The 24,629-nt window shown below is 70.8% G+C and carries 24 protein-coding genes; 16 read left to right on the forward strand and 8 right to left on the reverse strand.

The window, feature by feature from the left end:
* Positions 1-179: 179 nt before the first annotated feature.
* The 4 genes from GGQ83_RS17185 to GGQ83_RS17200 form a co-directional block, all read right to left on the reverse strand.
* Positions 180-806, reverse strand: coding sequence for a glutathione S-transferase N-terminal domain-containing protein (locus GGQ83_RS17185; protein ID WP_184386211.1), 627 nt, complete (start codon positions 804-806; stop codon positions 180-182).
* A gap of 29 nt (positions 807-835) precedes the next feature.
* The gene (locus tag GGQ83_RS17190; protein WP_184386212.1) at positions 836-1,819 is read right to left on the reverse strand and encodes a Bug family tripartite tricarboxylate transporter substrate binding protein; all 984 of its coding nucleotides are present in this window, start codon (positions 1,817-1,819) and stop codon (positions 836-838) included.
* A gap of 72 nt (positions 1,820-1,891) precedes the next feature.
* The gene (locus tag GGQ83_RS17195) at positions 1,892-2,242 is read right to left on the reverse strand and encodes a Rieske (2Fe-2S) protein (RefSeq protein ID WP_184386213.1); all 351 of its coding nucleotides are present in this window, start codon (positions 2,240-2,242) and stop codon (positions 1,892-1,894) included.
* On the reverse strand, positions 2,239-2,649 hold the full coding sequence (locus GGQ83_RS17200; protein WP_184386214.1) for an EVE domain-containing protein: 411 nt from the start codon (positions 2,647-2,649) through the stop codon (positions 2,239-2,241). Before GGQ83_RS17200 ends, GGQ83_RS17195 begins: the two co-directional genes overlap by 4 nt.
* A 268-nt stretch (positions 2,650-2,917) precedes the next feature.
* On the opposite strand from GGQ83_RS17200, the gene GGQ83_RS17205 reads away from it, so the two are divergent.
* The 7 genes from GGQ83_RS17205 to ccmI are packed head-to-tail and all read left to right on the forward strand — an operon-like array spanning position 2,918 to position 8,245.
* Positions 2,918-3,730 (forward strand): heme ABC transporter permease, encoded by an 813-nt coding sequence (locus GGQ83_RS17205; RefSeq protein ID WP_184386283.1) that lies wholly within the window; start codon positions 2,918-2,920, stop codon positions 3,728-3,730.
* Positions 3,727-3,876, forward strand: a complete 150-nt coding sequence (gene ccmD / locus GGQ83_RS17210; protein ID WP_184386215.1) for a heme exporter protein CcmD — start codon at positions 3,727-3,729, stop codon at positions 3,874-3,876. The genes GGQ83_RS17205 and ccmD overlap by 4 nt, the downstream gene beginning before the upstream one ends.
* Positions 3,873-4,403, forward strand: a complete 531-nt coding sequence (gene ccmE, locus GGQ83_RS17215) for a cytochrome c maturation protein CcmE (protein WP_184386216.1) — start codon at positions 3,873-3,875, stop codon at positions 4,401-4,403. The genes ccmD and ccmE overlap by 4 nt, the downstream gene beginning before the upstream one ends.
* Entirely contained in the window at positions 4,400-6,400 is a 2,001-nt protein-coding gene (locus GGQ83_RS17220; RefSeq protein ID WP_184386217.1) for a heme lyase CcmF/NrfE family subunit, read from the forward strand. The genes ccmE and GGQ83_RS17220 overlap by 4 nt, the downstream gene beginning before the upstream one ends.
* Positions 6,397-6,969: a DsbE family thiol:disulfide interchange protein gene (locus GGQ83_RS17225; RefSeq protein ID WP_184386218.1), complete on the forward strand. Its 573-nt coding sequence runs from the start codon at positions 6,397-6,399 to the stop codon at positions 6,967-6,969. Before GGQ83_RS17220 ends, GGQ83_RS17225 begins: the two co-directional genes overlap by 4 nt.
* Positions 6,966-7,454 (forward strand): cytochrome c-type biogenesis protein, encoded by a 489-nt coding sequence (locus tag GGQ83_RS17230; protein ID WP_184386219.1) that lies wholly within the window; start codon positions 6,966-6,968, stop codon positions 7,452-7,454. Before GGQ83_RS17225 ends, GGQ83_RS17230 begins: the two co-directional genes overlap by 4 nt.
* Entirely contained in the window at positions 7,451-8,245 is a 795-nt protein-coding gene (gene ccmI, locus GGQ83_RS17235; RefSeq protein WP_184386220.1) for a c-type cytochrome biogenesis protein CcmI, read from the forward strand. Before GGQ83_RS17230 ends, ccmI begins: the two co-directional genes overlap by 4 nt.
* A 113-nt stretch (positions 8,246-8,358) precedes the next feature.
* Here ccmI and GGQ83_RS17240 read toward each other — a convergent pair whose 3' ends face one another.
* From GGQ83_RS17240 to GGQ83_RS17250, 3 genes are all read right to left on the reverse strand, one after another.
* Positions 8,359-9,381, reverse strand: coding sequence for a transporter substrate-binding domain-containing protein (locus GGQ83_RS17240; protein WP_184386221.1), 1,023 nt, complete (start codon positions 9,379-9,381; stop codon positions 8,359-8,361).
* Positions 9,382-9,419: 38 nt separating this feature from the next.
* Positions 9,420-10,313, reverse strand: a complete 894-nt coding sequence (locus GGQ83_RS17245) for a hypothetical protein (protein ID WP_184386222.1) — start codon at positions 10,311-10,313, stop codon at positions 9,420-9,422.
* Positions 10,314-10,400: 87 nt separating this feature from the next.
* Complete coding sequence (locus GGQ83_RS17250; protein WP_184386223.1) at positions 10,401-11,186, reverse strand: DUF4189 domain-containing protein; 786 nt, start codon at positions 11,184-11,186, stop codon at positions 10,401-10,403.
* 142 nt (positions 11,187-11,328) lie between these two features.
* Here GGQ83_RS17250 and GGQ83_RS17255 point away from each other — a divergent pair, with 142 nt between their 5' ends.
* Positions 11,329-12,420, forward strand: a complete 1,092-nt coding sequence (locus tag GGQ83_RS17255) for a TRAP transporter substrate-binding protein (RefSeq protein WP_184386224.1) — start codon at positions 11,329-11,331, stop codon at positions 12,418-12,420.
* A gap of 72 nt (positions 12,421-12,492) precedes the next feature.
* On the opposite strand, the gene GGQ83_RS17260 is transcribed toward GGQ83_RS17255, so the two are convergent.
* A complete protein-coding gene (locus tag GGQ83_RS17260) occupies positions 12,493-13,503 on the reverse strand; it encodes an enoyl-CoA hydratase/isomerase family protein (RefSeq protein WP_184386225.1) in 1,011 nt (336 codons plus the stop codon).
* A 116-nt stretch (positions 13,504-13,619) separates the two neighbouring features.
* Between GGQ83_RS17260 and GGQ83_RS17265 the strand changes: the two genes are divergently transcribed.
* From GGQ83_RS17265 to GGQ83_RS17300, 8 genes are all read left to right on the forward strand, one after another.
* On the forward strand, positions 13,620-14,327 hold the full coding sequence (locus GGQ83_RS17265) for a superoxide dismutase (protein WP_184386226.1): 708 nt from the start codon (positions 13,620-13,622) through the stop codon (positions 14,325-14,327).
* 57 nt (positions 14,328-14,384) lie between these two features.
* Complete coding sequence (locus GGQ83_RS17270; protein WP_184386227.1) at positions 14,385-16,013, forward strand: long-chain-fatty-acid--CoA ligase; 1,629 nt, start codon at positions 14,385-14,387, stop codon at positions 16,011-16,013.
* On the forward strand, positions 16,010-16,621 hold the full coding sequence (locus GGQ83_RS17275) for a hypothetical protein (protein ID WP_184386228.1): 612 nt from the start codon (positions 16,010-16,012) through the stop codon (positions 16,619-16,621). Before GGQ83_RS17270 ends, GGQ83_RS17275 begins: the two co-directional genes overlap by 4 nt.
* Positions 16,622-16,683: 62 nt before the next feature.
* Positions 16,684-17,022, forward strand: coding sequence for an NIPSNAP family protein (locus GGQ83_RS17280; RefSeq protein WP_184386229.1), 339 nt, complete (start codon positions 16,684-16,686; stop codon positions 17,020-17,022).
* Between the two features lie 134 nt (positions 17,023-17,156).
* The gene (locus GGQ83_RS17285) at positions 17,157-18,746 is read left to right on the forward strand and encodes an ABC transporter substrate-binding protein (protein WP_184386230.1); all 1,590 of its coding nucleotides are present in this window, start codon (positions 17,157-17,159) and stop codon (positions 18,744-18,746) included.
* Positions 18,743-20,338 carry a zinc-binding metallopeptidase family protein gene (locus tag GGQ83_RS17290; RefSeq protein WP_184386231.1) on the forward strand — a complete coding sequence of 532 codons (1,596 nt, stop codon included), beginning with the start codon at positions 18,743-18,745 and terminating at the stop codon, positions 20,336-20,338. Before GGQ83_RS17285 ends, GGQ83_RS17290 begins: the two co-directional genes overlap by 4 nt.
* Before the next feature lie 56 nt (positions 20,339-20,394).
* Positions 20,395-21,294 (forward strand): NAD(P)-dependent oxidoreductase, encoded by a 900-nt coding sequence (locus tag GGQ83_RS17295; RefSeq protein WP_184386232.1) that lies wholly within the window; start codon positions 20,395-20,397, stop codon positions 21,292-21,294.
* A 198-nt stretch (positions 21,295-21,492) separates the two neighbouring features.
* The gene (locus GGQ83_RS17300) at positions 21,493-24,618 is read left to right on the forward strand and encodes a CheR family methyltransferase (RefSeq protein WP_184386233.1); all 3,126 of its coding nucleotides are present in this window, start codon (positions 21,493-21,495) and stop codon (positions 24,616-24,618) included.
* Positions 24,619-24,629 lie beyond the last annotated feature (11 nt).

The following is a 24,629-nucleotide window of genomic DNA, read 5'->3' on the forward strand; positions in this document are numbered from 1 at the left end:
CGGCGTGCCGCCGGGACGATCGGGCGCGGCTCGGGCGGCCGATTCACGCCCCGGCGTGCCGCCGGGACGATCGGACGCGGCTCGGGCGGCCGCTTCACGCCCCGGCGTGCCGCCGGGACGATCGGACGCGGCTCGGGCGGCCGATTCACGCCCCGGCGTGCCGCCGGGACGATCGGACGCTAAACGACGGTTTCCGTGATGGACTGCGGCACCGGCCGCGTGGCGGCGAAGCTGGGCCGCGCCTCCAGCCGCGCGTGCAGCGCCGCCAGCGCCGGGTGTTCGGCCGCCCAGTCGAATTCCGGGAAGCGCACCGCCAGGTAGCCCAGCGCCGTGCCCGCCGCGATGTCCGCCAGGCCGAAGCGGTCGCCCACCAGGAAGCCCTCACCGGCCAGGGCGGCCAGCGCCCGCACGCCGCCCTCCACCTTGCGGCGCTGCCGGGCCATCCAGGCCTCGCTCGGCGCCTCGCGGCGACGCTCGAAGAAGAGCAGCACCACGGCGTCGCACACCCCGTCCGCGATCACCTCGATTTGCCGCGCGGCCAGCACCCCGTCCGGGTCGTCGGGCAGCAGGCGAGGGGTGGGGTGCTTCACCTCCAGCCATTCCAGGATGAAGCGGCTTTCATAGATGCCGGTGCCATCGGGCATCACCAGCACGGGCAGCTTCTCCAGCGGGTTGTAGGCGGGGGTGGCGGTGTCGGCGTGCCAGGGCACCTCGGTCTGGAGGTCGAAGGGGATGCCCTTCTCCAGCAGCGCGATCCGCACCTTGCGGGCATAGGGCGACGGCGTCGCGCTGATCAGCCGGTACACGACGCCCCCCGTCACCCCCCTTGGCCCTCTCAGCGCAGGAAGGCGTTGGTGGCGCGCACCACCTCGGCCCAGGCTTCGCGGTCGCGCCGCTGCAACTCGCCCAGCTCCTCGGGGGTCGAGGGGGCGGGCACGGCGCCCTGCAGCCGCAGCACCTCGATGAAGCTCGGCTGACGCATGGCCTCATGCACCGCCTGGTTCAACCGGCGGATGATGGGCGCGGGCGTGCGGGCGGGGGCGTAGATGGCCTTCCACAGCCCGGCATCGAGCGTACCGCCCAGTTCCAGGATGGTGGGCGCGTCGGGGTAGAGCGGCACGCGCTCGCGCGCCGCCACGGCCACCACCCGCACGCGGCCATCGCGCCAGACGCCCTCGGCGCCGCCCGCCGGCAGCGACATGCAGTCCACCTGCCCGCCCACGATGGCATTCATCCCCGGCGCCTGGCCGGTGAAGGGGACGTGCAGCATCTCCACGCCCTGCTGGCGCAGCACGCGCTCCATCGCCAAATGCGAGGTGGAGGCCACCCCCCAGCTCGCGAAGGTGATCTGCCCCGGCTCGGCGCGGGCGGCGGCGATCAGCGCCTGGAAGTCACGGATATTGGGCTTGGAGGGGCCGGTGATGAAGGCGAAGGGCACGTTCGCCACGAAGCTGATCGGCGCGAAGTCGCGGTCGGGATCATAGGGCAGGTTGGGCATGGCGGTGGCCAGGATGGCCTGGGTGTCCACGATGCCCATCCACAGCGTGTGGCCATCGGGCTGCGCCCGCGCCGCCATGGTGGCGCCCAGGCTGCCGCCCGCGCCCACGCGGTTCTCCACCACCACGTTCTGACCGAGGATGGGCCCCAGCACCTGGGCCATGGCGCGGCTGACCACGTCGTTCAGCCCCCCGGGCGGAAAGCCCGAGATGATGCGGACCACGCGATCGGGAAAGGCAAGGGCGGGAGAGGCCAGCGCGGTGGCGCCGGCGGCGCCCAAAAGGAGGCGGCGGGGCAGAAGGCGGTGGGAAAGCAGCGTCATGGACGGTTCCTGGATCTATGGTTGCCGTTGGCGCCTTCCCTGGCGTTTACAATGGCATGGCGGGGCCGCAGGTCAACGCCCCGCCTCGGCCGGCACATGCACCTCGTCGCCCTGCATCGTCACCGGCACCGCTTCCAGCACATCGCCCAGGCAAGGCCCCGAGACGCAGACGCCATCCTCCACCCGGAAGCGCGCGCCATGCGCCGCGCAGACGATGAGCTCGCGCTTGCGGTCCAGGAAGCGGTCCGGCACCGGTTCCAGCGGCACGCCGATATGCGGGCAGGAATTCACATAGACATGCACCGTCTCGCCGCGGCGCACGGCGAAGAGGCCCGTGAACCCGCCCGGGGGCGCGGAAAAGCCCCGCGCCTCGCCATCCGGAATGTCGGAGAGGCGGCAGAGCAGCCGCGTGGCGCCGCTCAAATCCCCGCCATCCCGCACAGCACCCTCCAATGTTCCGGCGAGATGGGCATGACCGACAGGCGCGACTGCCGCACCAGGGCGATGCCCTCCAGCTTGGGTTCGGCCTTGATCTCGGCGAGCGTCACGGGGCGCTTCACGGGCTTCACCGCCTTCACATCCACGCAGACCCAGCGCCCCGTCTCGTCCGAGGGGTCGGGGTAGGCGGCGCGGACCACCTCCACCACCCCCACGATCTCCTTGCCGATGTTGGAGTGGTAGAAGAAGGCGAGGTCACCCAGCGCCATGCTCTTCAGGAAGTTGGCGGCCTGGGCGTTGCGGACGCCCGTCCAGGGTTCCACGCCGTTCCGCACCTGGTCCTCCCAGGAAAAGACATCGGGTTCGGATTTGACCAGGAAGTGCTGCGGCATGCCGGGCCCTGTGGTTGATGGGGGGCGAATTGCTCGCATATCCCGGCCGCCCTGGCCATCGCCCCCTGGCCATCGCCCCCTGGCCTGCCCCCCCTGGCCTGCCCCCCCTGGCCTGCCCCCCCTGGCCTGCCCCCCCTGGCCTGCCCCCCCTGGCCTGCCCCCCTGGCCTGCACCTGGGGCCACACCCATCGGACGTTCCGCCTGCGTGGCCCTTTCATGGTGGGGCAAACGCTTTAAGTGAAGGGCCATAAAGCCTAGTGTGGCCACTGTGGAAAACGCCCCGACCCAAGACGCACCCCGCCAGACGGGGGCAACGACATCGCTGCACCGCTTCGCCAACCCGGGCCGTTTCCTGCGGCTGACGGACAATTGGCTGCCCTGGCTGGCCGGCGCGGCGCTGCTGGTGCTCGGCTCGGGGGTGGCCTGGGCACTGGTCTTCGCCCCGCCGGACTGGCAGCAGGGCGAGACGGTGCGGATCATGTTCGTGCATGTGCCCATGGCCTGGCTGGCGATGGGGGGCTATCTCGGCCTCGCCATCCTCTCCGTGATGTCGCTGATCTGGCGGCACCCGCTGGCGGATCTGTCCGCGCGCGAATTGGCCCCGGTGGGCGCGGCGGTGACGGCGCTCTGCCTCATCACCGGCAGCCTCTGGGGGCGGCCCATGTGGGGCACCTACTGGGTGTGGGATGCGCGGCTGACCAGCGTTCTGGTGCTGTTCTTCCTGTGGCTGGGGCATGTGGCGCTGGTGCGCGCCTTCGACGACCCGGAGCGCGGCGCGCGCATGGGCGCCATCCTGGCGCTGGTCGGCGTGGTGAACCTGCCCATCGTGAAGTTCTCGGTGGATTGGTGGAACACGCTGCACCAGCCGGCCTCCGTCACGCGGCTCGATACGCCGGCCATGCATGTGGACATCCTCTACCCGCTGCTGTGGTGCACGCTGGGCTTCTCGCTCGCCTTCGCGGCCGTGGTGCTGGCGGCCACCCGCGCGGCCGTGATGGAACGCCGCGTGCGCGCCCTGCAGATGGCCGCCGCCCGCCGCGCCGATGCCACGCCCGCCACCCTGCGCGGGGCCGAGGCATGAACACGGCCCATTGGTGGTTCATCGGCCTGAGCTGGGCCCTGACCCTCATCGTCTTCGGCGCGCTGTCGGTGGCGGCGCTCTTGCGTCACCGCAATGCGAAGCGGCAACTCGCCCGGCTAGAAACCCGGGCCAGGGGAAAATCATGACTCGCAAGCGCCGGCGCCTCTACATCCTGATGCTGTGTGCGATCGGCCTGGGCTCCGCCACCGCGCTGACGCTGACGGCCTTCCAGGACAACCTGGTCTTCTTCCGCTCGCCCTCGGACATCGTGGCGGAAACCCCGCCGGAGGGCCGCGCCTTCCGCCTGGGCGGGCTGGTCGAGGCCGGCAGCGTGGTGCGCGACGCCACCTATGACGGCCGCCCCGCCATCACCTTCCGCGTGACTGATGGCGCGCACGCCATTCCGGTGGTCTTCAACGGCGTGCTGCCGGACCTGTTCCGCGAGGGCCAGGGCGTGGTGACGCAGGGCGTCATGGGCACCGACGGCACCTTCCGCGCGCGCGAGGTGCTGGCCCGCCACGACGAGACCTACATGCCGCCCGAAGTGGCCGATGCGCTGAAGCGCGCCGGCCACTGGCAGCCCGAGGCCGGCGCGCCGCCGCCGCCCAACCAGTGGAACACGCTGCGCGGCACCCAGCCCGCCGCCGCCAACACGCCAAGGACCGGCTCATGATCCCCGAGATCGGCCATTTCGCCCTCATCATGGCGCTGATGCTCAGCGTCGCGCAGTCCGTGCTGCCGCTGTGGGGAGCGCATCGGGGCGATGCGCGGCTGATGGCCACGGCCTCGCCACTCGCCTTCGCGGGGCTGGTGGCCGTGGGTGTGGGCTTCGGCGCGCTGATCTGGTCCTTCGTGGTGAACGACACCACGGTGATGAACGTGGTGCAGAACAGCCACTCGGCGAAGCCGCTGATCTACAAGATCACGGGCACCTGGGGGAACCATGAGGGTTCCATGGTGCTCTGGGTGCTGACGCTGGCCATCTGCGCGGCCGCGGTGGCGGGCTTCGGGCGGGACCTGCCCTCGGGCCTCAAGTCCCGCGTGCTGGCGGTGATGGGCATGATCTCGCTGGGCTTCCTGGCCTTCACGCTGTTCACCTCCAACCCCTTCGACCGCGTCTGGCCGCCGCCGCCCGATGGCCAGGGGCTGAACCCGCTGCTGCAGGATATCGGCCTCGCGATTCATCCGCCGCTGCTCTACGTGGGCTATGTCGGCTATGCCGTGACCTTCGCCTTCGCCGTGGCGGCGCTGATCGAGGGGCGCGTGGACGCCGCCTGGGGGCGCTGGGTGCGGCCCTGGTCGCTCGCCGCCTGGGCCTTCCTGACCATGGGCATCGCGATCGGCTCCTGGTGGGCCTATTACGAGCTGGGCTGGGGCGGCTTCTGGTTCTGGGACCCCGTCGAGAACGCCTCGCTGCTGCCCTGGCTGGTGGGCGCCGCCCTGCTGCACTCCGCCATCGTGGTCGAGAAGCGCGAGGCGCTGAAGGTCTGGACCGTGCTGCTGGCGCTGCTGGCCTTCGCGCTGTCCCTGCTGGGCACCTTCCTGGTGCGTTCGGGCGTGCTGAACTCGGTGCATTCCTTCGCCTCGGACCCCGCGCGCGGCGTCTTCATCCTGGGGCTGCTGGCGGTCTATGTGGCGGGCGCCTTCGCGCTGTTCGCCTGGCGCGCGCCGGCCATGGCGCCGCAGGGGGTCTTCGCACCGCTCTCGCGCGAGGGCGGCATCGTGCTGAACAACCTGCTGCTGTGCTCCATCACGGCGGTGGTCTTCGTGGGCACGCTCTATCCACTGTTCCTGGATTTGCTCACGGGGCAGATGATCTCGGTGGGCCCGCCCTTCTACAACATGGCCACCGCGCCGCTCGCTTTCCCGCTGGTCGTCGCCATGGCCATGGGGCCGCTGATGGCGTGGAAGCGCGCGGCCTTCTGGCCCGTGCTGCAACGCCTGTGGTGGGCCGCCTGCATCGCGCTGCTCGCCTTCATCCTGGCGCTGGTGCTGGGCGGGTGGAACGCGCTGCCGGCACTCGGCTTCGCCTGCGGCTTCTGGCTGCTGGCGGGGGCGGCGGTGGACATCGGCGACCGTTCGGGGCTGGGCCGCACGAAGTTCGCCAATGTGATGAACCGCGCGCGCCATCTGCCGCGCGCCGCCTGGGGGGCCGCCATCGCCCATGCGGGCATGGGCGTCACCATCCTGGGCATCTCCGGCATGGGGCTGGCGACCGAGCGCCTCATCGCCCTGCCCGCCGGCGGCACCACGCAATTCGCGGGCTATGAATGGCGCCTCGACCATGTGCGGGACTTCCAGGGCCCCAACTGGACCGCGCGCAAGGCCAGCATCACCGTCCTGCGCGACGGCCAGGTGCAGTTCGTGATGGAGCCCTCGCGCCGCTTCTTCCCCGTGGGACGCATGACGACGACCGAGGCCGCCATCCGCACCAACCTGGCGCGCGACCTCTACGCCGTGCTGGGCGAGGAGCGCGACGGCCCCACCGGCCAGCGCGAGGCCGTGCTGCGCATGCACCACAAGCCGCTGGCGCCCTGGATCTGGATCGGCGCGGGCATCATGGCGCTGGGGGCGGGGCTTTCGCTGAGTGACCGCCGCGTGCGCATCGCCGCACCCAACCGCCGCCGCCGCGAGGCCGAGGAAGCCGCCCGTGCCGGAGCCCCGGCATGAGCACCGCCACCTCCCGCCGCAACCTGCTGATCTTCGCCCCACTCGGCGTCGCGCTGGCCGGTGGCACGGGCTTCTACCTGATGCTGCGCGGGCTGCAGGATGGCAGCTTCAACCCGCGCGGCGTGCCCTCGGTGCTGATCGGCCGCACCGTGCCGGAATTCGGCCTGCCGCCGCTGGAAAGCTCGGGCCTGCCCACCCTGGCCTCGGCCGACCTCGCGAACCTGCCCGGGCCGGTGGTGGTGAATTTCTGGGCCAGCTGGTGCGTGCCCTGCATCATCGAGCATCCGCACCTCATGGCGCTGCACCGCCGCGGCGTGCCGGTCTATGGCGTGAACTACAAGGACCGCGCGCCCGACGCGCAGGCCTTCCTGACGCGCCACGGCAACCCCTACACGCGGCTGGGTGTGGACCAGCCGGGGCGCGTGGCCATTGACTGGGGCGTCTATGGCGTGCCCGAGACCTATATCCTTGACCGACAGGGCGTGGTGCGCTGGCGCTGGGCCGGGCCCATCACGCCCGAGCTGATGAGCCAGGAAGTGAACCCGCTGCTCGACCGGCTGCGCGCATGAGGCGGTTGGCCCTTGTCCTGGCGCTGCTGGCCTCGCCCGCGTTGGCGCAGATCGGCGACACCACCTATCGCCTGGAAGACCCCACGCAGGAACAGCGCGCGCGCGAGATCGGGCGTGAGCTTCGCTGCCTCGTCTGTCAGAACCAGTCCATCGAGGACAGCGACGCCTCGCTCGCGCGCGACCTGCGCCTTTTGGTGCGCGAACAGATCGCGGCCGGCGCCTCCAATGACGAGGTGATGCGCTTCGTCCACCAGCGCTATGGCGACTTCGTGCTGCTGCGCCCACCCGTGAACACGGCCACCATGCTGCTCTGGGCCACGCCGGCGCTGGCGCTGGCGGGTGGCCTCTTCGCGATCTGGCGCATCCGCCGGCGCGGTGCCGCGGCAGGCGCCGGCGTGGGCGAGGTGGAACTGACCGAGGCGGAACGGGCGCGCCTCGCGCGGATCGTGCCCGCACAGGATTCGAAAGGCGACCATCGCGCGTGACCTGGGTGGCTTTGGCGATCGTCGCCGCATTGATTCTCGCACCGCTGTTCTACGCCTTCCTGCGCCCCGCCAATCCGCGCGGGCGCGGCGAGGCCGATCGCGCGCTGTTCGAGGCGCAGCTCGCGGAACTGGAACTCCAGCGCGACGAAGGGCGGCTGGACGAGGTGGCCTTCCGCGCCGCCACGGTGGAGGTGCAGCGCCGCCTGCTGGCCGCCCCCGCGCCCGAGGCCTTCCGCGCCCCGCCCCGCCCCTCCGCGCTGGTGCTGGCGGCGCTGGTGCTGGTGCCGGTGGCGGGGGTGGGCGCCTATATCTGGCGCGGCACGCCGGAGATGCCCTCGGCCACGCTGGAAATCCGGCAGGCCATGGGCGCGCAGGAGGATGAGCTGCTGAACCGCCTGCGCGAGCGGCTGGCCACGCAGGACCCCAACACCGAGATCGGCCGCCAGGGCTTCATCCTGCTGGGCAATGCCGAGCGCAACCGCGGCCGCTGGACCGAGGCCGCCGCCGCCTGGGAACGCGCCCAGGCCATCCGCTTCGACGTGGGCCTGGCGGGTGACCTGGCGGAGGTCGAGATCGAGCGCGGCAACACCGAAGCCGCCCGCCGCTGGATCGAACGCGGATTGTCGCTGGAACCGGGCGACCCGCGGCTGCGCTTCCTGGCTGGGCTGTCCGAGGCACGGGCCGGGCGCAACGAGGTGGCCCGCGCCACCTGGACCGCCCTGCTGGCCGAAGCCCCCGCGAACGCGCCCTGGCGCGATATCGTGGAGCAGCGGCTCAGGGCATTGCCCTGAGCGGTATTTGGCGCGGCTGATTCACGCCGTCGGTGATTCTCACCGAAGGCGATCAGGCACAGCCGGGCGGCTGATTCACGCCGTCGGTGATCCTCACCGAAGGCGATCAGGCGCTACCGCAGCGGCATCCCATAGAGCAGCCCGCCGCGCGTCCACTGGTCGTTCAGCCCGCGCTCCATGCCGAAGACCGAGCCCTCGCCCAGGTTGCGCTCGAAGATCTCGCCGTAGTGGCCCACGCCCAGGATCACGCGCGCGCCCCAGTCGTCGGGCAAGCCGAGGCCCGCGCCGAAGCCCTGCGCCAGGCCCAGCACGCGGCGGATGCGCGGATCGGGGCTGGCCAGCATCTCGGGCAGGCGCGCGGAGGAGATTTCATTCGCCTCGGCCGTGATCAGCAGCTGCATGGTCCAGAAGACGAGGTCCCGCCACTGCTCGTCGCCCGCGCGCACCCAGGGGGCGAGGGGTTCCTGCGAGATCAGCTCGGGCAGCACCGCCCAGTTGTCGGGATCGGGGAAGTCGGTGACGCGGCGGGTGGCGAGCGCCCCCTGGTCGGCCACGAAGGCGTGGCAGTCGCCGGCGCGCATGGCGACCACCACCTCGGGCGGTGAGGCGAAGCGACGCACCGTCCAGACCTTGCCCAGGCGGCGGCCGAAATCCTCGATGGCGAGGCCGGTGGCGCCGCCCTCCGCGCCGGCCCAGCACAGCGTGCGGCCATCCAGGTTGCGCGGGCTGGAGACGCCGAGCGAGGTGGGCACCAGGAAACCCGCCCCGTCGAAGAACATCACCGGGCCCGGCGCCAGGGTGCGGCGGCTGGCGCGGCTGAGGGTGATGGTGGTGTTGCGCGCCAGCAGGTCTATCCGGCCTTCCTCCAGCTCCGCGAAGCCGTCCTCGGGCGTGGCCTGCGGCACGAAGGCCACGCGCGCCGGGTCGGCCAGTGCGGCGGCGGCCACGGCGCGGCAGAGGTCCGCGTCGAAGCCGCGCATCACCCCCTGCGGGTCTGGCGCGGAGAAGCCGGGCAGGCCGCCATTCACGCCACAGCGCACCTCGCCGCGCGCGCGCACCTGGTCCAGCAGGCTTTGCGCCGGGGCGGGCGTGGCGGCGAGAAGGCAAAGGCCCAGGGCAAGGAGCCAACGGCGCATCGGGCGAACTCCAGACGAGATGTGGGGGGGCATGGCGGTCAGCATCCCGTGGCCACGACACGGCATTGCACGCCGGGGCCCTCGGCGCGGCGGCAGGCCTCAAGCGCGGCCTGTTCGGCGGCGGCCTGGGTGGCGCCCTCGCCCGTGGCGGCGAGGTTCAGCACCTGGGTCGAGATGTCGGAGGTCATGGCCAGCGCGCGCGGGTGGCGGCTGACGGCGAAAGCCAGGGCGCCGCAGCGGTTCACCAGTTCGCCCTGGAACTTGCACGGCACGGGCCCCGCCATGGCCTGGCAGGCGCGCACCGCCTGCATGTTGATGGCCAGGCGGTCGGTCCCGCCATTGGCGAAGCCGAAGGCGGCCAGCGGGTTGTCGGTGTGGTAGAAGACGCCGAAGCGGCTGCCGGGGGGCAGGGTGTCGGCGGTCTGCGCGCCGGCCCGCACCCCCGCCCCGCCCACGCAGCGCTGCACGCATTGGTTCTGCGCCGCCTGGGGCTGGCGGGCGCAGGCGGCCTGGCAGGACTGGGCGGTCTGCGCCGCATGGCCCTGCGCCCCGGCCCCGGCCTCCACCGGCTGGAAGCAGGGCCCGCCCTGCGGGGCGGGGGCCGAGGCGCCGCAGCGCAGGAAGGCGGGTTGGCCGAAGCGCTCGGCCGGGATGCGCGTGCGGTAGGACGTGCCCTCGGTGCAACGGACATCCCAATAGGCGCTGCGCTGCGCGTCGAGCCCGGCGGGAAAGAGCAGCGCGATGTTGTTGCAGGCATTGCCCGTGCCGCGCAGCCCCTGGAGAAACAGCAGCCGGCGTTCCTGCTCGCCTCGGGCCGAGAGCGCGTCATGCGTGGGGTTGCCCGTCTGGGCCTGCGCCGCCACCGGAAGGCCGAGCCAGAGACCCAGCAGCGCGAGAAGCCACAGAGGCGCAGGTCTTCCACGTCCGGTCATGTCCCTGCCTCTCTCCCTCTGGTTGCGAGAGGCTACACGCACATGCGCCTGGGCGCCATGAGATTGCGGGCGAAGAACCACCTGAGGTTAGCAACCCGCCGCCATGACGCGGCAATTCCCCCCTTCCCGATCGGCGAGGCGGCAGGCCTCCAGCGCGGCCGCCTCCGCCTCGGCCTGGGTGCGGCCCTGGCCCGTGGTGGCGAGGTTCTGTGCCTGGGTGCGATGGTCGCGCAGCACCTCGCGCGGGTTGCGGGTCAGGGCGAAGGCCAGGGCGGCGCAGCGGTTGATGATCTCGCCACGGAACTGGCAGGGCGCGCCTTCGGCCATGCCCTCGCAGGCGCGCAGCGCCGAGAGGTTCACCGCCAGGCGGTCGGGGCGGCCATTGGCGAAGCCATAGGCGGCGCGCGGCTGATCGGTGGTGTAGATGGCGCCGAAGCGCGCGCCGGGCGGGGGCGCGGTGGCCGGGCTCGCGGTGGCGCGGGGCTGCGCGCCGGCCGGCGCCGCGGCCACCGCTTGGAAGCAGGGGCCGCCCTGTGGCGCGGGCGCGCCCGCGCCACAACGCTGCAGGCTGGGCTGGGCGAAGCGCTCGGCCGGCAGGCGGATCCGCCACTGGCCGCCATCGGCGCAGCGCGCATCCCAATAGGCGCTGCGCCGCGCGTCGAATCCGGCAGAAAAGAGCCGCGCCACGCTGCCGCAGCCCTGCCCCACCGCGCGCAGCGCCTGCAGGATGATCTGCCGGCGTTCCGCCTCCGGCCGCGCCGTCAGCGCGTCATGCGCGGGATTGCCGGTCTGCGCCGGGGCCGCGGGGGCAAAGGCCAGCCAGAGGCACAGCCCGCCCAGCAGCCACAGGCCGCGCGCGGCAAATGAGGTCATGACCACCTCCCGTTCATCGGGGGGAAGTCTGGCGTGGCTTCCTCCATCCACCAAGCCCGGCAGCGCGCGAACGCGCTTCCGCTTCGCGAACCGATGCGATAGACGCCATTCAGAAACTTTCCCGCAGGGAGGATTTTCCGCAATGAATCGCCGCATCATCCTGGGCGCCGCCGCGGCGGCCGCCCCCATGGCCTTGGCCGCCCCGGCGCTGGCCCAGGCCAACCCCGAGGTCCGCTGGCGCTTCCAGTCCAGCTTCCCGCGCAACCTGGACGTGTTGTTCGGCACCGCCGAGCGCATCGCCAGCCGGGTCGCGGCGCTGACCGACAACCGCTTCCGAATCTCCGTATTCCCGGCGGGCGAAATCGTCCCCGGGCTGCAGGTGCTGGACGCGGTGCAGGCCGGCACCATCGAGGCCGGGCACACCGCCTCCTACTGGTATATCGGCAAGGAGCCGGGCTTCGCCTTCTTCACCTGCATGCCCTTCGGCCTGAACACCCGCCAGCTGACGGCCTGGCTGCGGCATGGCGGCGGCAACCAGCTGGGTGACCAGCTCTTCGCCGACTACAGCATCCAGGCCTTCCCGGCGGGCGACACGGGCGCGCAGATGGGCGGCTGGTTCCGCAACGAGATCCGCAGCCAGCAGGATGTGCAGGGGCTGAAGTTCCGCATCTCGGGCCTCGCGGGCCAGGTGTTCCAGCGCATGGGCGCGGCCCCCACGCTGATCGCCCCGGCCGACATCTACCCGGCGCTGGAGCGCGGCACGATCGACGCCACCGAGTTCACCGGCCCGCATGATGACGAGCGCCTGGGCTTCTTCCGCGTGGCGCGCTTCTACTACGCGCCGGGCTGGTTCGAGCCGGCCGCGCGCCTGCACATGATGACCAACAAGCGCGCCTATGACGCGCTGCCGGACGCCTACAAGGCCGCCATCCAGGTGGCCTGCGCGGAAGCCGACAGCGAGATGACCAGCCGCTACGACCACCTGAACCCCATCGCGCTGCGGCGCCTGGTGGCCGCGGGGGCCCAGCTGCGCTTCTTCCCGCGCGAGATGATGCAGGCCGCCTGGACCGCCAACGAGGCGCTGATGGCGGACCTGGCCGGCCAGAACCCGCGCTTCCGCGCGCTGTGGGACAGCTACCGTCCCTACCGGAACGAGCTGTTCCAGTGGTTCCGCGTGTCGGAGAACAGCTACGACAACTTCGCCTTCCCGGCGGCAGCCGCGGCGGCGCGCTGAACGAGATTGGTAAGGCGGGCTTCGCGGCCCGCCTTACCATCTTACCATCTTACTATCTTACCGCCGGGGAGCTTACCGGAACATCGCGCGGATCGCGGCGTGGTCCACCTCTTCCAGCGTGGCGGGGGTCCAGGACGGACTGCCATCCTTGTCCACGAGCACGCTGCGCACGCCCTCCCGGAAGTCGGGATGATCGTGCACCACCACGCGCGTCAGATGCAACTCCTCATCGAGGCACCCGCGCAGGTCCAGCGCCGCGCCGCGCTTCAGCAGTTCCAGTGACACGCAGAGGCTGGTGGGCGACATGCGCCGCAGCACCTTCACCTGCGACGCGGCCCATTCCGTTCCCTCGGCCTCCAGCGCGCGGATGATGTCCAGCACCGAGGGTTGGCTGAAGCAGCGATCAATGGTGGCGCGGTGCTCGGCGAAGCTGGGCGCGGGCGGCGCTTCGGCGAAGCGCTCCACCACGGCGGCATCGCCCGTCTCGACCAGGGCGGCGCGCAAGGCCGCCAGCTTCTCGCGCGGGACGTAGTGGGTGGCGAGGCCGGCATGCACCGCATCCGCCCCCGTCAGCCGCGCGCCGGTCAGCGCCAGCCAGGTGCCCAGCGCGCCGGGCAGGCGCGGCAGGATATGGCTGGTGCCGACATCCGGAAACAGCGCGATGGCGGTCTCGGGCATGGCGAGCAGCGCGTGCTCGCTCACCACGCGCGGGCCGTTGTGGATGGCGAGGCCGATGCCGCCACCCATGCAGATGCCGTCAATGATGGAAACCCAGGGCTTGCCGAAGAGGGCGATGCCCTCGTTCACCGCGTATTCCTCGGTGAAGAACTCCTCGACCGGGGCGCGATTGCCCTCGATGGCGGCCTGACGCACGGCGCGCACATCGCCACCGGCGCAGAAGGCGCGGCCGCCGGCACCTTCGAGCAGCACGAGCTTCACCTCCGCCGCATGGCGCCACTGCGCGATGGCGTGGGCGAAGTCGCGGATCATGTGGATGTCCAGCGCGTTCAGCGCCTTCGGCCGGTTCATCAGGATGGTGCCGGCATGGCCCTCCCGGTTCAGGATCAGGCTCGGTTCGCTCATGGACAGTCTCCGCTTTGCCGACCGTTGTTTTCAGCCTGGGGGCGGTAGCGCGGGCAACCCGGGCTGTCCAGTTGGGTTGGATTCGTGCCGCCCCCACACCCCGAAGGATGCGTGCCATGCCCAGCCTCCACCGCCGTTCGCTTTTCCTCACCGCGGGCCTCGGCCTCATCGCCGCGGCACCCGCCCGTGCGCAGGACGTGCCGCACCGCCTGCCCGACCTGCCCTATGGCCTCGACGCCAACGAGGCCGCGATTGATGCGCGCACCATGGAACTGCATCATGGCGGCCATCACCGGAGCTATGTGCGCCAGCTCAATTCCGCGCTCGAGGGCCATGACACGCTGGCCCGCCTGCCGCTGGAACAGCTTCTGACGCGCATCGAGCAGGCACCCTCCGACATCCGCACCAAGCTGCGCAACAATGGCGGCGGGCATGCGAACCACAGCATGTTCTGGCACATCATGGGCGGCGACGGCGCCGGCCCGCAGGGCGAGTTGCGCGCGGCCATAGACCGGGACTTCGGCAGCATGGACCGCTTCCGCGAGCAGTTCGAGGGCACCAGCAGCGATGTCTTCGGCTCGGGCTGGGCCTTCGTGACGGTCAACCGCGAAGGCGCGCTGGCCATCACGCGCCGGCCCAACCAGGACACGCCGCTCATGCAGGATGAGCGCGTGCTGATGGGCAATGACCTCTGGGAGCACGCCTACTACCTGCGCTACCAGAACCGCCGCGAGGAGTACATCAAGTCCTGGTGGCAGGTGCTGCACTGGGGCCGCATCGGCGCGCGCTACGCGGCCGCGAAGTCGGGCCGTCTGGGCGTGTAGCGCGGCGCCCCAAGCCTCGGCATACTCCCTGGAAATAAACCCCAGGGAGAATGATCCATGCGCGGCCTGATGCAGGACCACCCGCTTCTCGTCTCGTCGCTGCTGCGCCATGCGGCGAAGCACCATCGCGGCAGCAAGCTCGTCTCGGTGGACCCGCAGGGGGTGGCGACGCGCTTCTCCTGGCCCGAGGCGGAGGATGACGCGAAGCGCCTGGCCCAGGCCCTGGCGCGGCGCGGCGTGCAGCCGGGCGAGCGCATCGCCACCCTCGCCTGGAATTCGCGCGAGCACCTGGCGCTGTACTACGGCGTCTCGGGCATGGGGGCCGTGATGCACACGGTGAACCCGCGCCTGTTTCCGGACCAGATCGCCTATATCCTGGAGGACGCGCAGGACACGCATGTCTTCGTGGACCCCTCGGTGCTGCCCGCCCTGCTGGCGGTGCGCGACAAGCTGCCCGCCTGCCTGCGCGCCGTGGTGCTGATGGGGCCGGTGGCGGAGACGCCCGACTTCCCGGTGGAGGTGCTCTCCATGGCGGACCTCATGGCCGGCGAGGACGGCGCCTATGAATGGCCCGAACTGGATGAGCGGGAGGCCTGTTCGCTCTGCTACACCTCGGGCACCACGGGCATGCCGAAGGGCGTGCTCTATTCCCACCGCTCGACGGTGCTGCACGCCATGACGGCGATCTCGCCGGACATCTTCTGCATGTCGGCGCGCGATGTCGTGATGCCCGTGGTGCCGATGTTCCACGTGAACGCCTGGTCCATCCCCTATGCGGCGGCGATGACGGGGGCCTCCATGGTGCTGCCGGGGCCGCGCCTCGACCCCGCCAGCCTCTTCGCGCTGTTCGAGGGCGAGGGCATCACCTTCTCGGCCGGCGTGCCCACCATCTGGACCATGCTGCTGCAATGGCTGCGCGCGGACCCGTCGCGGAGGTTCAGCAAGCCTCCGCGCCTCGTCGTGGGTGGCACCGCCCTGCCCGTTCCCGTGACCGAGGGCTTCCTGCGCGACTATGGCGTGGAAATCGTCCACGCCTGGGGCATGACGGAGATCAGCCCGCTCGGCTCCACCAATGTCCGCAAGGCCGAGACGGCGGGTTGGGATGACGCGCGCTGGCTGGCCTATAGCCGCAAGCAGGGCCGCCCGCCCTATGGCGTGGATTTCCGCGTGCTGGACGCGAACGGCAAACCCATCGCGCAGGACGAGGTGGCGTTCGGCGAGCTGGAGGTGCGCGGCCCCTGGGTGGCCAGCGCCTATTTCAACCGCGAGAACGAACCCGCCTTCAGCGCCGATGGCTGGTTCGCCACCGGCGATGTGGTGACGCTCGATGCGCTCGGCGCCATCGAGATCGTGGACCGCGCGAAGGACGTGATCAAATCCGGCGGGGAATGGATCAGCTCCATCACGCTGGAGAACCTGGCCCTGGCCCACCCCGACGTACAGCTCGCCGCCGCCATCCCGGTCGCGCACCCGAAATGGGATGAGCGGCCGCTGCTGGTGGTCGTCCCCAAGCCCGGCACGAACCCGACCGCGGAAAGCGTGCTGGCGGTGCTGGAGGGCAAGGTGGCGAAGTGGTGGATGCCCGACCAGGTGGAATTCGTGGACAGCCTGCCGCTCACCGCCACGGGCAAGCTGTGGAAGGCCGAGTTGAAGAAGCGCTTCAAGGACTACACATTGCCTGCATGACATCTCTGCTTCGTGTGCTCGTCGGCTTCACCGTCATCCTGGCGGTGCTGGCCCTGCCCTTGACCGTCGCCGTGGTGGTGGCCAGCGGCCACAAGGTGATGGAGGACGGCGCCTGGCTGCGCGGCGCCGGGCTGGCCGTGCTGGCGGTCTTCCCCGTGGTGGCGCTGGTGCTGGCCTGGCTGGCCTGGCGGCGGCGTGAGACGCCCCGTGCCGGCTTCGTGCGGCTGGCGGGCGTGCCGGTATGGGGTGGGCTGGGCGCCGCGCTGCTGGTGGTGGCGCAACTCACGGCCCCGCCCGCGGCGCCGCTGGCCCGCCCGCCCGAAGACCTCCGCGCCCTGGCGGGCTTCCTGGCCGACCCGTCCGCGCCCCTGGTGCTCGACCTGCGCGGGCGCGGGCTGCGGCACATCCCCGACGCCGTGCTGGCGGACCGTCGCCTGCACGAGCTGGACCTGCGCGACAACAACCTCACCGCCCTGCCCGACGCGCTGAAATCCAACCCCGCGCTGCGGCTGGTCCGCATCGGCGGCAACCCCATCCCGCCCGAGGAGGTGCGGCGCTTCGGCTTCGCGCTGCTGGCGGCCGAGAACCGGATGGTGATTTCCAACTGACCTTGCGGCGAGGCGCGTTTCGCCGATCATGCGCGGGCTGAAACCTGGAACAGGAACGCCCCATGCTGGTCGACATCCGCATCTACACCGCCGCCCCCGGCAAGCTGCCCGCCTTCGTGAAGATCTACGAGGAGAAGGCCTGGCCGCTGCAGAAGAAGTATCTGGAGAACTGCCTGGGCTGGTACGCCACCGCCGAGGGCGAGCTGAACACCGTGGTCCATATCTGGGGCTACAAGGACATGGCCGACCGCGACGCGCGCCGCAACGCCATGGCGGCCGATCCGGAATGGGGCACCTACCTCAAGGCGATGGCCGAGGCCGGCGTGCTGGTGAAGATGGAAAACCGGCTGGCCCGCCCCACCGGCTTCTTCGCCGAATTCCAGGCCGCCAAGAAGGGCTGAGGCCCACGGCGTGGCGCCGACGGGTTGACACCCGGGGCGCCCCGCCGGACCCTCCCCCGCACGATAAGAGACTGAGACGCCAAGGGAGCGGCGCAGCCACCGGCACCTAAATCCATTTTATGGAGTGCCACATCATGCACCGACGTCACCTGCTGCCCGCGCTCGGCGCGGGCGCCATGGCCGGGCTCGCCGCGCCATCCGCGTTGCGCGCGCAGGCGGCCACCACGCTGCGCTTCACCCCGCAACAGGACCTGGTGACGCTCGATCCCGTCACGACCACCGCCTATGTCAGCCGCAACCATGGCTACATGGTCTTCGACACGCTCTACGGCATGGACGGCAACTACCAAGCCACGCCGCAGATGGTGGATGGGCACACCATCGAGAATGACGGCAAGCTGTGGAACCTGACCCTGCGCGAGGGGCTGCGCTTCCATGATGGCACGCCCGTGCTGGCGCGGGACTGCGTGGCCAGCATCCGCCGCTGGGCGCGGCGTGACCCCTTCGGCACCACGCTGCTGGACGCGACGGATGAGCTTTCGGCCCCCGATGACCGCACCATCCGCTTCCGGCTGAAGCGCCCCTTCCCGCTGCTGCCCATCGCGCTCGGCAAGGCCTCGGTGCCGGTCTGCGCCATGATGCCGGAGCGGCTGGCCAACACCGACCCCTTCCAGCAGGTGCCGGAGCTGATCGGCAGCGGCCCCTTCCGCTTCAAGACGGATGAGCGCGTGCCCGGCGCGCAATATGTCTACACGAAGTTCGAGGACTATGTGCCGCGGCGCGATGGCGCCGTCTCCTGGACCGCGGGCCCCAAGGTCGTGCATTTCGACCGCGTCGAATGGCGCGTCATGCCCGACATCGCCACCGCCACCAACGCGCTGATGGCGGGTGAGCAGGATTGGCAGGAATACGCCTATCACGACATGCTGCCCATGCTGCGCCGCGCGCGCCAGGTCGAGGTGCGCGTGCTGGACCGCTCGGGCTTCGTCAGCATGGTGCGCGTCAACCACCTCCAGGCACCCTTCAACAACCCGGCCATCCGCCGCGCGCTGTGGGGCGCCATAGACCAGGCCTCCTGCATGCACGGTTTGGTGGGGCAGGACCGCAGCCTCTACCACGTGCCGCTCGGCTTCTTCGCGCCGGGCACGCCCATGGCCTCCGATGCGGGCCTCGAACCGCTCACCGGCCCGCGCGACTATGACCGCGTGCGCGCCGATCTGCGCGCCGCCGGCTACAATGGCGAGACGGTGCTGCTGATGATCCCTTCCACCTCGCTGCCCAACGCCACGGTGGGCGCTGTGGTCGAGGACCAGTTCAAGCGCGCGGGCCTGAACGTCGAGGTCTATTCGGTCGAGTTCAACGCCATGCTGCAGCGGCGCAACCGCCGCGGCTCGGTCGCCGAGGGCGGATGGAGCGCCTTCGTCACCAACTGGGCCGGCACGGACTGGCTGAACCCGGCGGGACATATCGCGCTGCGCGGCAATGGCGATGCGGGCTATGCCGGCTGGGCGAACATGCCGCGCATCGAGCAGCTTCGCCAGGACTGGTTCACCGCCCCGGACGAGGCCGCGCAACAGGCCATCTGCCGCGACATCCAGCTCGAGGCGATGCGCGAGGTCCCCTACTACCCCACCGGGCAATATCTCCAGCCCACCGCCTTCCGCCGCACATTGACCGGCGTGAATGACGGCTTCGCCACCTTCTGGAATGTGAGGCGCGCATGAGCACCCCCCGCGACACGGCCCTGTCCTACATCACGGCCAACGAGGCACGCTTCTCCGCCTTCTGCTCCCGCATCTGGGACCACGCCGAACCCGCCTGGCGCGAATACCGCTCGGCCGCCGACTATGTGGAGCTGCTGCGCGCCGAGGGCTTCGAGGTGGAGGCGGGTTCGGGCGGCATGCCCACCGCCTTCGTCGCCACCTGGAAGAACGGGAATGGCGGGCCGGTGCTGGCCGGCTTCTCCGAATATGACGCGGTGCCGGGCAACTCGCAGCAGGTGGTGCCCCACAAGGCCCCGCGCGCGGGGCTGCACCCCTACACCGCCGGCCACACGGACCCGCATTCCATGCTGGGCACGGCCTCGCTGGCGGCCACGCTCGGCGCGCGGGAGGCGATGCGCCAGCACAATATCCCCGGCACGCTGAAGCTGTTCGGCGAGCCCGCGGAGAAGGTCTGCGGGTCCAAGCCCATCCATGCGGCGAAGGGCTACTATGATGGCCTGGACGCCGCCGTGGTCTGGCACCCCTGGCCCTACAACACCGTGACCAGCGAGACGCATTTCGGCGCCTACTGGAGCGCCATCATCACCTTCGAGGCCGACAGCCCCGAGACCTGGATCGACCCCACGCTGGTGCCCATCGAGGGCGCGCACGCCGCGGCCCGCTGCCCTGGCGCGCTCGACGCCATGTGCCTGATGTACACCACGACGAAATACACCAAGGAGGCGATGTTCCCCCACGCCGGGTCCTGGACGCTGAACGAGTTCGTCCTCGGCGATGGCGGCGCCACCTCGGACAATTTGCCGCCGCGCTTCGCGCAGATCCAGTATTCCTGGCGCTCCTCCTCGCTCGGCATCCAGGAGCAGATCTGGCGCGTGCTGGCCAACAACGCCCGCCACGCGGCGGGCAGCACCGGCTGCCGCGCCTTCGTGCGCTGGGTGACCAAGACGCGGGTGGGCGTGCCCAACACGGCGCTGACGAACCTGACCTGGAAGAACCTCCAGGCCGTCGGCGCCCCCGTCTATGGCGAGGAGGCGCTGGAATTCGGCCGCGAGATGCAGCGCAATCTCGGCCTGGAGCCCATGGCGGACCCCTTCAACCCCGAAGCCTCCACGCTGATGCCGCCCGATGTCTTCGAGAGCAGGCTGCGCGCGGGCCTGCCTTCCTGGCAGAAGCACCTCAGCGCGGACGATTATGTGGAATTCTCCTGGCACGCGCCCACGGTGCGGTTACTGGCGGGGCGGCCGCGGCTGCGCCCGCCCTCGCGCGGGCATGCCTATCCGGCCTGGACCTACAACGCGCTGAGCGGCCTGCCCGGCGCCATTGATCCCGGCATGTTCGTCGCCGCCAAGACCATGGCGCTGACGCTGGTGGACCTGGCCACCGAGCCCGATACGCTCGCCGCCGCCCAGGCCGAGTTCCGCGAGCGCAGCGGCGGCGGCGTGGGCGGGCCCGGCTGGGTGCCGCCCTTGCTGCCGGCCGATTTCGTGCCGCCGGTGGATTTGCGCTGGCCCGAATACGTCACCACCCCGCGCGGCACCGAATGGTGCATGCCCACCCCCATGGAGGGCACGGGCGCGGGCGAGCCGCTCTGACCCGCCGGGCCGCCCTTCGCGGGGCGGCCCCCATCCCCAGACAAGGAGAAACGCCCATGCCCGACATTCCCCCGCCCGCCCGCGTGGCCTTCGTGGGCCTTGGCATCATGGGGGCGGCCATGGCCGCCAACCTCAGGCGCGCCGGCTTCGACCTGGCCATCCACAGCCGCAGCCGCGGCAAGGCGGCCGAGCTGGAGGCCATGGGCGCCCATTGGTGCGACACGGGCGCCGAGGCGGCGCGGGAGGCGGGCATCATCGGCCTCTGCGTGCCCGACACGCCCGATGTGGAACTGGCGCTGTTCGGACCTGGCGGCATCGCGGAGGGGGCCGGGGCGGGCAGCGTGGTGATTGATTTCTCGACCATCTCCGCCCAGGCCACCCAGGGCTTCGCGGCGCGGCTGGCCGAACAGGGGGTGACACTGCTGGACAGCCCCGTCTCGGGCGGGCCGCAGGGTGCCATTGACGGCACGCTGACCTGCATGGTGGGCGGCGATGCGGCAGGCTTCGCGCAGGCCGCCAGCTATTTCGCGGCCGTGGGCAAGACCATCACGCATCTGGGGCCGTCCGGGGCGGGGCAGATCTGCAAATCGGCCAACCAGCTCATCATCTGCGCCACACTGACGGCGGTGAGCGAGGCGCTGGCCATGGGCCGCAAGGCCGGCCTGGACCCGGAGACGATGCGCACCGCGCTCTCCGGCGGCTCGGCGGATTCCTTCGTGCTGCGCAACCACGCGAAGCGCATCATCGCGGGTAACTACACCCCGGGCTTCCGGGCGGAGCTGATGCGCAAGGACATGCGGCTGGCCGCCGCCGCCATCCGCGACCATGACGTCTTCGGGCCCGCCACGGCCATGGCCGCACCCCTGCTGGAACTGCTGGTGAACCAGGGCGCGGGCAAGGATGACCTGGCCGCGTTGGGGCGGCTGGTGGCGGAGCTTTCGGGGCTGGAGGGGTAGCACCCGGCCAGCGATCAGGCCCGTCCGCGCAGTTGCGGGCGGGCCCTGACAATCCCTGCGCGCATTTTTCCGGCTTTGCGATGGTCATTTTTCTGCAAGACGCAAATACAGCATCCGGAGGAAGGATTTTTCAGATTTATCGTGACTTAAAGTGCTGTTTCGATTATATGCTAAAATACTAATTAGGATAGTATCACCATGGACTTGCTGACCACAGCCGGCATCGGGGCTTCAGCCGGTGGGGTGGAGGCATTGCGCAGCCTGTTCCGTGAAGTGCGGGCCGGCGCCAGGGTCAGCTACATTGTCCTGCTTCACCTCGATCCCTCCCATGACAGCGAACTGACGCGGATCCTGGCGCGCGACTGCGCCCTGCCAGTGACCACCGCGACGCATGGCACGCGCCTGGAGCCGGACCAGGTCTATGTGGCGCCGCCCGCCGTGCTGGTCACCGTGGCGGAGGGGTGCCTCGTGCTGAGTCCGGCCGAGCCATCCTTGCGTGACCCGCGCTCGATCGACGTGCTGTTTTCCTCACTGGCGGAGGGCTTCCAGGAGCGCGCCGTGGGCATCGTGCTCTCGGGGTTCGGGCATGATGGCACCATCGGCATCAAGGCCATCAAGGAGCATGGCGGGCTGACCATCGCGCAGGGCGGCGATGGCGACGGGCCCGCCCATGGCGGCATGCCCGAGAGCGCCATCGCGGGCGGGCAGGTGGATCTCGTGCTGCCGGTGGGCGACATCGCGCACAAGCTCGCGGAATACGCGGCGAGCCTGGATGCGGGCGCCGCCATTCCAACGCCAGGGGAGGGCTCGGACCAGCATGCGAGCCGGGCCGCCATCTGCGCCATCCTGCGGCGGGAGGTCGGGCATGACTTCGCCGGCTACAAGGACAGGACCTTTCTCCGCCGGGTGCACCGGCGCATGCAGATCCTGCACATGCCCACGCTGGAGGCCTATGTGGCGCATCTGGACGGGCACCACGAGGAGGCGGTGGCCCTGCTGGGCGACCTGCTGATCAGCGTCACCGCCTTCTTCCGCGACGAGGACAGCTTCGCGCACCTGGCACAGGAGGTGCTCCCCGGCCTTTTCAACGGCAAGGGCGCGGAGGACATGGTGCGCGTCTGGGTCCCCGCCTGCGCCAGCGGCGAGGAGGCCTATTCCATCGCCATGCTGCTGTGCGAGCATGCCGGCACGCGCGGCGGGATGCCGCAGTTGCGCATCTTCGCGACGGACATCGACGAGGCGGCGCTGGCGGTGGCCCGGGCCGGGCACTACCCGCTGGCGCTGCTGCGGCACGTCTCCCCCGAACGCCTCAAGCGCTTCTTCGAAGGCGAGGGCCTGCTGCGCACCGTCACGAAGGAGATCCGCGACATTTGCGTCTTCTCCTCGCACAGCCTCATCCGCGACCCGCCCTTCTCCCGGCTGGACCTCATCTCCTGCCGCAACCTGCTGATCTACCTGGATGCGCGGGCGCAACGGGAGGTGTTCCCCTTTTTTCACTTCGCGCTGCGGCCGGGCGGGCACCTGATGCTGGGCAGCGCCGAGAGCGCCGTGCAGTTCGCCGACCTGTTCACCCCGATCGACAAGCACTACCGCATCTACCGCCGCCGCGACGACGTGGCGCCCACCCCTCGCTTCCCCGCCCCACGCGGGCTGCTGGAGGCCAGGGGCCTCTCCGCCGGACCGGGCCCCCGTGCGGCCGGCACGGCACGCACGCTGCGCCAGGTCGCGGAGACGATGGTGCTGGACCGCTTCGCGCCTGCCCATGTGGTGGTGACCCGCGAGGGCGCGGTGGTGCATTACTCCGCGCATACGGGCCCCTATCTCGAGGCCGCGCCGGGCGAGCCGACGCGCATCCTGCTGTCCCTGGCGCGGCGGGAGTTGCGTCTGGACATCCGCCTGGCCCTGGAGGAGGTGGTGCGCAGCCGCCGCGCCGTCACGCGCCGGCCCGCCGCGTCCGGCCGGCCGGGCGAGACGCGGCCGGTCACGATCACCGCGATGCCCCTGCCCGAGGAGGACCCGGCCGAACCCCTGTTCCTCATCGTCTTCGCCGACACCCAGGACCCGCCGCCCCCCGCCAGGAGCGAGCCGCAGCCCGAGCCTGGCGAGGCGCTGGCCGTGCTGAACGAGCGCGAGCTGCGCGACACGCGGGAGCGGCTGCAGGCCGTCATCGAGGAATACGAAAGCGCGGTGGCCGAGTTGCGCGCCGGCAACGAGGAGCTGGTCTCGGTCAACGAGGAGCTGCAATCCGCCAACGAGGAGCTGGAGACCGCCAAGGAGGAACAGCAATCCGTCAATGAGGAGCTGCACCTGCTCAACCAGGAGCTGAAGGGCAAGCTCCTGCAGCTCGACCGCGCGAACGCGGACCTCAGCAACATGTTCGAGGCCACCCGGGTGGCGACCGTCACGCTCGGCCACGACCTCACCATCCGCGGCTTCACGCCCGCCATCACGAGCGTGTTCAATCTGCTGCCCGGCGATTACGGCAGGCCGCTGGCGGACATCGCGGGCTCGATCGACTCGGGCGACATCCTGCGCGAGGCGCGCGAGGTGCTGACCATCGGCAAGCCCATCGAGCATCGGGTGGACCGCCGCGACGGCACGGCACAGTTCCTGCTGCGCCTCGTGCCCTACCTCATGGCGGATGGGAAGGTGGACGGCGTGCTGGCGTCCTTCGTGGACGTGACGCCGCTGCTGGACGCCACGCGCGAGAACGAGCAGCAGCGGCTGTTGGTGGCGGAGCTGAACCATCGCGTCGGCAACATCCTCAACGTCGTCATCGCGCTGACCCGGCAGACGCTGCGCGATGGCACCGCGATCGAGGAGGCGCGCGACACGCTGGTGGGGCGGATGGAGGCGCTGACCAAGGCCTACCAGCTGGTGTCGCGGGAATCCTGGCGCGAGACACTGCTGGCCGAAGTGGTCTCCGAGCAGCTCGCGCCGCATCTCTCGACGCCCGGGCGCGGGGTGGTTTCAGGACCGCGCGTGTGGCTGCAGCCCTCGACCGCGGTCGCCTTCGGCCTCGTGGTGCATGAGCTCGCCACCAACGCCGTGAAGTACGGCGCGCTGTCGAATGAGGTCGGCCAGGTGGCGGTGAGCTGGGCTCGCGCCGGCGCGGAGGATCCGCAACACCTCGATTTCCGCTGGCAGGAGGTGGGGGGGCCCGCGCCGGAGCGAGAGCGCAAGGCGGGCTTCGGCACCCAGCTCCTGAAGGGGCAGGTCACCCATGGCCTGGGCGGCAGCATGGAAGAGGCCTTTGCCCCCGAGGGCTACAGCCTGCGCCTGAGCATCCCGCTGGGAGAGCCCCAGGGCCCGCGCCTGGAATAAGCGCCTCAGGA

Source organism: Roseococcus suduntuyensis, assembly GCF_014196305.1.
Classification (GTDB): domain Bacteria; phylum Pseudomonadota; class Alphaproteobacteria; order Acetobacterales; family Acetobacteraceae; genus Roseococcus; species Roseococcus suduntuyensis.